This window comes from Corallococcus praedator, from assembly GCF_003612125.1.
Taxonomy (GTDB): Bacteria; Myxococcota; Myxococcia; order Myxococcales; family Myxococcaceae; genus Corallococcus; species Corallococcus praedator.
In genome coordinates, this window is record NZ_RAWI01000345.1 from 1 (window position 1) to 9,973 (window position 9,973).

11 protein-coding genes are annotated in these 9,973 nt (G+C 70.3%); 8 read left to right on the forward strand and 3 right to left on the reverse strand.

The features are described from left to right. From D7Y13_RS31770 to D7Y13_RS31805, 8 genes are all read left to right on the forward strand, one after another. On the forward strand, positions 1-434 hold a 434-nt coding region (locus tag D7Y13_RS31770), incomplete at its 5' end, for an AgmX/PglI C-terminal domain-containing protein (RefSeq protein ID WP_147452534.1). A 40-nt stretch (positions 435-474) separates the two neighbouring features. Next, entirely contained in the window at positions 475-1,314 is an 840-nt protein-coding gene (locus D7Y13_RS31775) for a GNAT family N-acetyltransferase (protein ID WP_120535220.1), read from the forward strand. A gap of 205 nt (positions 1,315-1,519) precedes the next feature. After that, the gene (locus D7Y13_RS31780; protein ID WP_147444390.1) at positions 1,520-1,969 is read left to right on the forward strand and encodes a hypothetical protein; all 450 of its coding nucleotides are present in this window, start codon (positions 1,520-1,522) and stop codon (positions 1,967-1,969) included. Positions 1,970-2,110: 141 nt separating this feature from the next. Next, positions 2,111-2,770, forward strand: a complete 660-nt coding sequence (locus tag D7Y13_RS31785) for a hypothetical protein (RefSeq protein ID WP_120535222.1) — start codon at positions 2,111-2,113, stop codon at positions 2,768-2,770. A gap of 108 nt (positions 2,771-2,878) precedes the next feature. Further along, positions 2,879-3,502 (forward strand): MiaE family protein, encoded by a 624-nt coding sequence (locus D7Y13_RS31790; protein WP_120584679.1) that lies wholly within the window; start codon positions 2,879-2,881, stop codon positions 3,500-3,502. 277 nt (positions 3,503-3,779) lie between these two features. Then, positions 3,780-5,573, forward strand: a complete 1,794-nt coding sequence (locus D7Y13_RS31795; protein ID WP_120535224.1) for a phosphoenolpyruvate carboxykinase (GTP) — start codon at positions 3,780-3,782, stop codon at positions 5,571-5,573. 139 nt (positions 5,574-5,712) lie between these two features. Then, positions 5,713-6,546, forward strand: coding sequence for a tetratricopeptide repeat protein (locus D7Y13_RS31800; protein ID WP_120535225.1), 834 nt, complete (start codon positions 5,713-5,715; stop codon positions 6,544-6,546). After that, a complete protein-coding gene (locus D7Y13_RS31805) occupies positions 6,546-7,982 on the forward strand; it encodes an ABC transporter substrate-binding protein (RefSeq protein ID WP_120535226.1) in 1,437 nt (478 codons plus the stop codon). Before D7Y13_RS31800 ends, D7Y13_RS31805 begins: the two co-directional genes overlap by 1 nt. Positions 7,983-7,987: 5 nt before the next feature. Here the strand turns inward: D7Y13_RS31805 and D7Y13_RS31810 are convergent, their stop codons facing one another. The 3 genes from D7Y13_RS31810 to bioD all read right to left on the reverse strand — a co-directional run. After that, positions 7,988-9,217 carry a pyridoxal phosphate-dependent aminotransferase gene (locus tag D7Y13_RS31810; protein WP_120584681.1) on the reverse strand — a complete coding sequence of 410 codons (1,230 nt, stop codon included), beginning with the start codon at positions 9,215-9,217 and terminating at the stop codon, positions 7,988-7,990. Next, positions 9,214-9,492: a hypothetical protein gene (locus tag D7Y13_RS31815; RefSeq protein WP_120535228.1), complete on the reverse strand. Its 279-nt coding sequence runs from the start codon at positions 9,490-9,492 to the stop codon at positions 9,214-9,216. The genes D7Y13_RS31810 and D7Y13_RS31815 overlap by 4 nt, the downstream gene beginning before the upstream one ends. A 115-nt stretch (positions 9,493-9,607) precedes the next feature. Then, on the reverse strand, positions 9,608-9,973 hold a 366-nt coding region (gene bioD, locus D7Y13_RS31820; protein WP_147452535.1), incomplete at its 5' end, for an ATP-dependent dethiobiotin synthetase BioD.

A 9,973-nucleotide genomic window follows, 5' to 3' on the forward strand; every position in this document is an offset into this window, starting at 1 on the left:
CCTCCTCCCCCTCCCCACGAATCCCGGTCCCACCGCGTGAACCCGCACCGCGTCCGGGCCGCGACGCTCCCGACCCGCGCCGCGTGGAGGTCGTGGAGCCCCAGGTGGAGTCCACCACTGGACGAATCGACGCGGAGGACCTGCGCCTGGCCCTCCAGGCGGTGACTCCGCTCGTGCAGCAATGTTTCGAGGACGCCGCACAACGCAACCCAGGCACACAAGAAGTGAAGCTGCGTTTCACCGTGGAAGGGGAGAACGGGGACGGAAAGATGAACCGGGGCGAGCTGCTCGGAAGCAGCATCCCCGACCCGATGGTGCAGGCGTGCGTGCTGGACTCGCTCCTGGACGCGCGCTTCCCGGCGCCCCGGTTGGGGGGGACGGCCACGGTCATCCATCCGTTCCGCTTCGGACCTCCGGGGGAGGCTGGCCCGTGAGGTCGGGTTGCGCGTAAGGTTCGGCCCCCTTCCCCCGCGCATGCCCGTCACCGTCGAACAGCTCGCGCCTTCCCACACGGACGCCCTGCGCGCGCTCCTGGCGAAGGATCCCGTCCACAACCTCTACCTGCTGGGGCTGCTGGAGGAGTTCGGCATCGCGGCCCCGGCGCGCGAGGCGGCCTTCTCCTTCCACGGCCGCTTCGACAGCGGCGTCCTCACCGCCGCCATCTTCGTGGGCGGCGAAGGGGGACTCGTGGTGCCCAGCGCCAGCGACGCCAGCGCCACCGGCGTCATCGCGGACGCGCTCGCCGCTTCGCTGAAGCTGCGCGCCACCGTGGGGGACAAGTCCGCGGTGGACGCGCTGGTGCGCAGCCTGTGTGAAGGCAAGCCGCGCCTGTCACGCACCCAGCGGCTGTTCAGCGTCTCCGCGGACGACCTGGGGCCCTTCACCAACCCCACCCTGCGCCTGGCCCGCGAGGAGGACGTGCCCCGCCTGCTGCCCCTGGCCCAGGGGTACGTGCGCGAAATCCTGGAGCGCGACCCGCTGGCGGAGGACCCGGCCCACTACGAGGCCCGCCTCCTCCAGCGCGTGCGCCAGCGCCGCACCTACGTGCTGGAGGAGAACGGCGCGCTCGTCTTCAAGGTGGACATCGGCTGCCGCTCGCAGTTCGGCGCGGAGCTGGAGGGCATGTACACGCTGGCCTCCCGCCGCCGTGAAGGCCACGCCACGCTGTGCCTGGGACAGATTTCCCGGCACCTGTTGTCCTCGCTGCCCCGGCTCGCCATGCGCATCGACGAGCGCGACGAGAGCACCGCCCGCATCGCGCGCAAGGTGGGCTACCACGCCGGCCGCACCCAGCGGCTCGTGCTGGTGGAGTAGCCCAGGCCCCTGTTGCCCCCGGGGCAACACAGGCAACACCGGCCTGTGGCTTCCGGAACAACAAGGATTGCCATTATTTCAAGCAAGCATCTGAAAGCACGTCATTCTGGCAACCCGGCATGACGCTTGCTCCTGGGAGGCGTGGCGCGCGGCATCCGCGAGCCCGGCGGCCCCAATCACCGCCGCATTTCACGGGAGCAGGACCATGAAGGGTTTGCAGACGCTGGCGAAGGTGTGTGCATTCGGTGTCGTGGCGCTGAGCGCGGGCACGGCGGCCGCGTGGCAGTACCACCCGGGCTACGCGTTCAAGGCCTACTATGCCGGTGACACCGGGTGCTTCAACCCGAACAGCTGGTCGAGCATCCGCAACGACTGTACGACGACGCGCACGCTGATCGCCTCCGTGCCGATGTGGGCGGTCGGGTACCACCCGACGACGGTGCAGATCTACGGCAACAACAGCTGGTGCCAGTCCTTGACGGTCAACGGAGTGGGCAACGCCGGCCAGGTGGGCCCCGTGGTGTACACGGTGGCCGGCCCCATGGCGTGGCAGACGCTCAACACGGGCGACCGCTACGTCTGGGAGGACTACGCCATCGCCATCCACTGCGGCCTGCAGCCGGGCGGCGTCATCGGCGGCTTCACCATCGACTGAGGCGCCCCGTGACTCGCGCCGGATGACGTCACCGGCGCGAGGGCAGTCTTGATGCGCGGCCGCGCGAAGGCCCCGTCTTCCTCATTCCTCCCCCTTCGCGCGGCCCGTTCCTTCCTCCCGCACCTTCTCGCGAGCGCCCCGATGACCTCCCGGCTCCAGACCGTCCTCGCCCTCGTCAACACGGCCGCCATCGCGGGCGTGCTGTTCGCCTTCGTGGATCACCAGCGCGACTCCCGCCAGGAGCTGGAGGAGCTGCGAGCCCAGGTGCGCAAGGCCTCCACGGGCGACAGCCTGGACCTGGCCGGACGCCGCGCCGCCGCGGAGACCGCGATGCGGCTGTGGGCGGCCAACGCCGGAGCACAGCCTTCCGCCGCACGCGCGCAGCCGCCCGTCCAGGCCCAAACCCCCGCGCCGGAGGAAGGCTCCGAAGCGGGCGACGTGCCGCCACCACCGCCGCCGCGCCCTCCTCCGCCGTCCTTCGAACAGTCGCGCACGCGCGTGTTCACCGCGTTCGCGGAGGAGACGGTGGACAACGACTGGAGCGGCAAGGCGTCGCAGACGCTCAACGAGGCCTTCCGGCAACACCTGCCCGCGAGCTCCCGCGTGAAGTCACTGGACTGCCGCGCCACGCTCTGCCGCGTGGAGCTGGTGCACCGGACGGCGGCGGACCACGGAGCCCTGCTGATGAACGGCCTGCGCGCGTGGCCGGGCTCCATCCTCGTCGCCAGCGAAGCGCAGGAAGGCGCCGACTACGTCGTCACCCTGCTCGCGTCCAAGGAAGGCACCCGCCCTCCGCTGTGAGCGCCCAGCTCGCGCGTGACGGCCGGCCCGTCCACGAAGGAGGCGGGCTGACGGCGCACCCAAGACGCGCGCACGGCGCCCCGTGGATGCCCTACAGTCGCGCCCCGCATGAGCCGTCCCACGCCCACCCGCCGTCCCCTCTCCGGAGCGGGCCCCGTCATCCTCCACGCGCCCACGGACCCGGGCTGGCTGCCGCTGGCCCTGGCGAACTTCGACGCAGTGCTGGTGGACCACGCCCACTGCGAGAAGAAGGCCGCCGCCAACGCGCTCTCCATGCTCCAGGCCTACCCGGACCTGCCCGGCCTGCCCGCGCAGATGGCCCGGCTGGCCCGCGAGGAGAGCGCCCACCTGGCCCGCGTGCTGGACCTGATGGCCGCGCGCGGGCTCACGCTCACCAGGGACGCGGGCGACCCGTACGCGCAGGGGCTCCAGAAGCACGTGCGCACCCCCGCCCCGGAGCGGCGCGTGGACCGGCTGCTCGTCGCCGCCATCATCGAGGCGCGCTCCTGTGAGCGGCTGTCCCTGCTCGCCGAAGGGCTCACCGACCCGGCGCTCGCCCGGTTCTACGGAGAGCTGGCGCAGTCCGAGGACGGCCACCAGTCCCTCTTCCACCGGCTGGCCGTCACCGCGTCCGGCGGGGACGAGGCCGGCGTGGACGCGCGCCTGCAGCACCTGCTGGCCCAGGAGTCCCAGGTGCTCGCGGCCGTGGGCCTGCGCGCCGCCATCCACTGAAGCGGAAAGCGCCGGTTCCTGGAGGTTGGGGGCCCAACAGGGACACGACGCGACGCGCCGACAGGATGTGCCGCACCGCGCCGTTTACTGATGGGCGACCGGGGGCTGATAAGTGGAATTAGGCCAGAGCGGTCGAAAGTCCGGTTGACTGCCGGACGTCAGTTGATTTTGGGCCGCCAGCCGAGAAGGTTTGATGTTCTTCCGCTGGTAGGTTCTCGCCCCCTTTGAGAACCGGTACGCGGGAGATCCGCTCATGAGACACCCCGAGGAAAACTCCATGACTTCGACGCAAGCGGCAGCCGCCACCGAGCAGGCGCCCACGAAGAACCCCACGCTGCTGGCGTGGGTGGCCCGCATGGCCGCGATGACCCAGCCGGACAGCATCGTCTGGTGTGACGGCTCCGAGGCGGAGAAGAAGCGCCTCACCGACCAGGCCGTGGCGGACGGCACGCTCATCCCGCTGAACCCGGAGAAGCGCCCGGGCTGCTACCTGCACCGCTCCAACCCCAACGACGTGGCGCGCGTCGAGCACCTCACGTTCATCTGTACGCCCAACAAGACGGACGCCGGCCCCACCAACAACTGGATGGACCCGGAGGCCGCGTACACGAAGCTGGGCCACCTGTTCGAAGGCTGCATGAAGGGCCGCACGATGTACGTGGTGCCCTACGCCATGGGCCCGCTGGGCAGCCCCTTCACGAAGATCGGCGTGGAGCTGACGGACAGCAACTACGTGGTCCTCAACATGCGGATCATGACCCGCATGGGGAAGGCCGCCCTGGACATGCTGGGCGACAGCGACGACTTCAACCGCGGCCTGCACTCCACGGGCGACGTGAACCCGGACCGCCGCTACATCTGCCACTTCCCCCAGGACAACACCATCTGGAGCTTCGGCTCGGGATATGGCGGCAACGTGCTGCTGGGCAAGAAATGCCTCGCGCTGCGCATCGGCAGCTACCTGGGCCGCGAGGAGGGCTGGCTCGCGGAGCACATGCTCATCCTGGGCGTCACCAGCCCCAAGGGTGAGACGACCTACGTCGCCGCCGCCTTCCCGTCCGCGTGCGGCAAGACGAACTTCGCGATGATGATCCCGCCCAAGGAGTACAAGGGCTGGAAGATCGAAACGGTGGGCGACGACATCGCCTGGATGCGCCCGGGCCCCGACGGCCGCCTGTACGCCATCAACCCGGAGGCCGGCTACTTCGGCGTGGTGCCGGGCACCAACTTCAAGACCAACCCCAACGCGATGGAGACCATCGCCAAGGACACCCTCTTCACGAACGTGGCCCTCACGGCCGACGGCGACGTGTGGTGGGAGGGCAAGGACGGCGAGGTCCCCGAGGAGCTCACCGACTGGCAGGGCAAGCCCTGGAAGAAGGGCAGCGCGGAGAAGGCGGCGCACCCGAACAGCCGCTTCACCGCGCCCATGAGCAACAACCCGGTGCTCAGCGGCAAGGCCAACGACCCCATGGGCGTGCCCATCAGCGCGCTCATCTTCGGCGGCCGCCGCTCCAACACCGTCCCCCTGGTCATCCAGGCCTTCAACTGGACCCACGGCGTGTTCCTGGGCGCCACCATGGGCTCTGAGACGACGGCCGCGGCCACCGGCAAGGTGGGCGTGGTGCGCCGCGACCCGATGGCCATGCTGCCCTTCTGCGGCTACCACATGGGCGACTACCTCCAGCACTGGCTGGACATGCAGAAGTCCATCCCGCAGCTGCCGAAGATCTTCCAGGTGAACTGGTTCCGCCAGGACAAGAACGGCAAGTTCATCTGGCCGGGCTTCGGGGACAACATGCGCGTCCTCGAGTGGATCGTGAACCGCGTCCACGGCCGCGTCCCCACCCAGGAGACGCTGCTGGGCTGGGTGCCGCGCCAGGACCAGGGCCTCAACCTGGAGGGCCTGGACCTGTCCAAGGAGGCCCTCGCGGAGGCCACCTCCATCAAGGAGGACGAGTGGAAGTCCGAGCTCAAGAGCCAGGAGGTCTTCTTCGAGCAGCTGGGCACCAAGGCCCCCGAGGCCCTGATGCTCCAGCGCAAGCTGCTCATCGCGCGCCTGGACGGCTGACCGCCCTGTAGCACCCGGGACGGGCCCGACGGGGCCGCTCTTCCCCCTCCTGGAGACAGGGGGGTGTGGGCGGCCCCGGTGCATTTGGTGGGGTCGCCACTTCGACGGCCGGAGTGTTCGGCGCTAGGCTCTTCGTCCCATGAGACTGGTTTTCGTGTTGTCGCTGGCGCTCGCGCTGGCGCCGGGCTCGGCCCTGGCGCAGCGTGGCGGGACCAAGGCCCCCAATGTTCAGGCGCTGCTGAAGGAAGGCAAGCGCCTCTATGACGCGGGCAAGTACAAGGAGGCCGCCGACGCGCTGAAACAAGCGCACGAGGCGCAGCCCCACCCGCAGCTCATCTACAACATCGCCGTGGCGCTGGAGTACGCGGGCGAGCCGCGCGAGGCGATGACCTGGTATCGCCAGTACGTCACGTCCAACAGCGAGGACACCAACCCCACCCTGCTGAAGAACAGCAACCGCGCCATCGACCGGCTGCGGGTGCAGCTGGACCGCGAGGACCAGGCGCAGGCGACGGCGGACGCGGACCGCAAGCGGCTGGAGGCGGAAGCGGACGCGGCCCGGAAGCAGGCGGAGGAGGAGCAGCTGGCGGCCCGGCGCGCGGAGGAGGACAGCTCGCGTCAGCGTCAGGCGGAGTTCGACCGCGCGATGAAGTCCTACCAGCGCCAGCGCATTGGCGCCTTCGCGGTGGGCGGCGTGGCGGTGCTGGGCGTGGGCGCGGGCGTGCTGTTCGGCATGCAGGCGCGGGACGCGCGCGAGCAGTTCGACAGCGCCTCCACGCTGGAAGACAAGGAAACGTTCTCGGACAGCACAAAGAGCAAGGCGCTGCTCGCGGACATCGGCTTCGGCGTGGGGCTCGCGGGAGCCATCACCGCCATCATCCTGTATCCCAAAGAAGGTCCCCCCACGCAGGGCGAGGTCCGCGTGACGCTCGCGCCGCGCGGTGTCGGGGCCGGCATGGAGGTCCACTTCTGATGCGCGCGCTGGGAATGATGACGTTGGGCATGGCGCTGTTGACCTCCGGGTGCAGCTTCACCACGGCGGGCGGCCTGTCCGAATGCGTGACGAGCAGTGACTGCGGCACCAACAGCGTCTGCACGACGGGCTTCTGCCTGCCGCAGCCGGCGGGGTGCGGCCAGGTGGTGGGCGCCACGTCCGCGGCGAACACGATTGCCCTGGGCGCGCTGGTGCCGCTCACCAACCGCAGCGGCAACGCGGAGATTGAACAGCAGCGCCTCAACGGCCTGAAGCTGGCGCTGGACGAGGTGAACGCGCTGGAGGGCGTGGGTGGCCGACAGTTCGTCATGTACATCTGCGACACGCAGGCGGACGTGGAGAACGCCAAGGCGCAGGCGCGCTGGCTGGTGAACGACAAGCAGGCGGTGGCGGTGTTCAGCGCGGGCAGCGCGCAGACCATCGGCATCAGCTCCATCACCATCCCCAAGGGCGTGTTGCTGATGAGCCACACGGCCACCAGCGCGGCCTTCACGTCGCTGGAGGACAAGAACAACGGCACGGTGGGCCTGGTGTGGCGCACGACGCCGTCGGACGCGCTCCAGGGCCGCGTCATCGCGGACGTGCTCCGGGGCACCACGGTCATCAATGATCCGGGCGTGACGTTCACCCCGCCGAACAAGGTGGGCGTGGCGTACGTCAACGACACCTACGGCCAGGGCCTGTATTCGTCGCTGCTGGACCGGCTCACCACGAAGACGCTGGATGGCGCGCAGTACGAGCGCGGCGGCGACGTGACGGGCGCGGTGACCCGGCTGGTCAACTTCAAGCCGGACCTGACGGTGCTCGCGGGCTTCACGGAAGACAACGCGCGCCTGCTGCCCCAGGCGGCGACGGCGGGCGTGTCCGTGACGAACAACAACCGGTGGTTCCTCACCGACGCCAGCAAGGACCCCACGCTGCTGACGAGCCTGGGCTCGAACAAGAACGAGATCGTCGGCGCCTACGGCACGGCGCCCGCGTCCGCGCGGCCCAACGACTCCACGTACAAGCTCTTCGCGGACCGCTTCACCACCGCCTACAAGGTGGACCCGGGGCAGTTCTCCTTCACCGCGCATGCGTACGACGCCATGTACGCGGTGACGCTGGGCGCGGCGTACGCGGTGGGCAACGACCTGGCCAATCCGCAGGCCGTCACCGGCACCCGCATCGCGGAGGGACTCACCAGGCTGACGCCCGCCTCGGGGCAGACGACGAACAGCTACCAGTTGGGCCCGGTGCAGTTCACCGGCGCGCGCGACGAGCTGCGCCAGGGCAAGGTCATCAACGTGCGCGGCGCCAGCGGCGACCTGGACTTCAACAACGACACGGGTGAGGCGCCTTCGCCGTACGAGCTGTTCAAGGTGGAGAGCACCGGCTTCCGCACGCTGCAGCTCATCACCCCGCCGGCGGACTGAGAGCCTCAGGCGGTGAGTTCGCGCACCAGCGGCGCGAGCGCGGCGGTGAAGACCTCGGGCGTCGGCAGCAGCGACAGCACGAGGTACGCACCGCCGCCGAAGTCGTAGAAGTAACCCGGCTGCACGCGCACGCCGGCCGCGAGGAGGCGCAAGCAGGTGGCCTCCTCGCCGGGCTGAAGCGGGATGCGCAGCACCGCGCTCCAGCCTCCGTGCGCGGGCACCACGTCCCAGGCCGCGTCCTCCGGGCGCGCCGCGACCAATCGCTCCCGGTTGCCCTTCACGCGCTCCAACAGGGCCTGCTGGAAGCGCGGCGCGTGGGCCAGGAGTCCTGACAGGGCGAGCTGCACGGGCGTGCCCACGGACAGGGCGGCGTCCGCCACGTCCTCCAGCCGGGCCAGGGCCTCGTCGCGCAGGGACGTGGGGCCGCCCACGTGCAGCCATGACAGCTTGAGGCCGGGCAGGCCCGCCACCTTGGACAGGCCGGACAGGGCGAAGGTGAGGCATGGCAGGGGCCGTCCCGCCACCGTCGTCACCCTCCCCGTCCCGGTGTCCCAGGCGAAGTCGGAGAACACCTCATCGCAGAGGAGCGCGAGGCCATGGCGCGCGCACACGTCCGCGAGCGCCTGGAGTTCCCCTTCGTGGAGGAAGTGGCCGGTGGGGTTGCCCGGGTTCACCACCAGCACCGCGCGGGTGCGAGCGTCGATGGCCGCCTCCACCGCGGCTGCATCCAGACCGAAGCCGTGCACGGAGGGCAGCCGGTAGGGCCGCGTGTGCACGCCCTCCAGGCGCGCCAGGACGTCCAGGAGCGGGTAGCCGGGCGCGGGGACGAGCACGGTGTCGCCCGGGTCGCACAGGAGCTTGAAGAGCCAGCCGTAGGCCTCGCTGGTGCTGGCCGCGAGGACGACGTGCGCCGAGGACACGGACACGCCCCGCGTGGACAGGTACCCGGCCACGGCCTCGCGCGCGGAGGGCAGGCCGAAGGGCTCCGGGGCGTAGAGGAAGGGCGAAGCCGCGAGGCTCGCGCCGTCCGCGTCAGTCGGTGGGTGGGACGGAGCGCGGATCCGCTGCGCTCCGGGATTCAGGAGGTCCGGATCGGGCAGGGGCAGCCCGACGCGGGTGGGGTTGGTCTCCGCGAGATCCAACAGGGGCAGCCCGCGCGACTGGCGCTCGGCTGCGGCCTGGGAAAGCGGATTGGGCGTGCGTGGGAAGGCGGTGCGGAGCGAGAAGCGGCTCACAGCCCCGTCTGCAGCATGGCCGTGGCCACGCGGCGGATGAGCTCGCGGCGCAGCTCCTGCCGGCAGTGCTCGATGGCCTTCTCGTGCGGTTGGGGAAGCTCCGGGTCACGGGTGCGCATCGCGGTGCGGAGGACCAGCTCGACCTTGGAAGGCTCGAGCTGAAACAGCCGGGGACCGTCTTTCTGGAGGAAGTAGGACAGCCCGCGCTGTTCGATGAGCTTCTGGAAGAAGCGTCGGACGTCCGCGAGGAGCGTGATGTCGATGATGTCCGCCATTCGTGCCGGCTTTCTCGCGCGGAACAAACGGGACGTCCATTTCGCGGCCACCACCACGCGAAAACTTGCGCGACCTGTAGCACGCACCCGGAAGCCGAACGCGGCGGAGGCCGATTTATCGGGCCCGCGCGCGTTCGGGCACCAGCGGCGCCAGGGCCCGCCGGAACGCCAGATGGCGCCTGCGCGCATCCTCCACATGCGGCACTGGACCCAGCACCTCCACCCCGTGGCGGGCCTCCAGGTAGCGTCGGTTGTCCCGCTCCGCCAGGTCGCGTCCCGGCACCCCTCGCGACAGCACCACCGCGCGCACGGACAGCTTCCTTGACGCCAGCGCCTCCAGCGACAAGGCCACGTGGTTGAGCGTGCCCAGCCCCGCCCGCGCCACCAGCACCACCGGCAGGCCGAAGGTCTGGATCAGCTCCACCACGTCGCGCTTCGAATCCACCGGAACGAACAGCCCCCCTGCCCCCTCCACCACCAC

What these genes read in the sequence shown, in the direction of transcription:
- D7Y13_RS31775 (WP_120535220.1), top strand. Translation starts at nt 475, where the DNA reads ATGCCCGTCACCGTCGAACAGCTCGCGCCTTCCCACACGGACGCCCTG.
- D7Y13_RS31780 (WP_147444390.1), top strand. Translation starts at nt 1,520, where the DNA reads ATGAAGGGTTTGCAGACGCTGGCGAAGGTGTGTGCATTCGGTGTCGTG.
- D7Y13_RS31785 (WP_120535222.1), top strand. Translation starts at nt 2,111, where the DNA reads ATGACCTCCCGGCTCCAGACCGTCCTCGCCCTCGTCAACACGGCCGCC.
- D7Y13_RS31790 (WP_120584679.1), top strand. Translation starts at nt 2,879, where the DNA reads ATGAGCCGTCCCACGCCCACCCGCCGTCCCCTCTCCGGAGCGGGCCCC.
- D7Y13_RS31795 (WP_120535224.1), top strand. Translation starts at nt 3,780, where the DNA reads ATGACTTCGACGCAAGCGGCAGCCGCCACCGAGCAGGCGCCCACGAAG.
- D7Y13_RS31800 (WP_120535225.1), top strand. Translation starts at nt 5,713, where the DNA reads ATGAGACTGGTTTTCGTGTTGTCGCTGGCGCTCGCGCTGGCGCCGGGC.
- D7Y13_RS31805 (WP_120535226.1), top strand. Translation starts at nt 6,546, where the DNA reads ATGCGCGCGCTGGGAATGATGACGTTGGGCATGGCGCTGTTGACCTCC.
- D7Y13_RS31815 (WP_120535228.1), bottom strand. Translation starts at nt 9,492, where the DNA reads ATGGCGGACATCATCGACATCACGCTCCTCGCGGACGTCCGACGCTTC.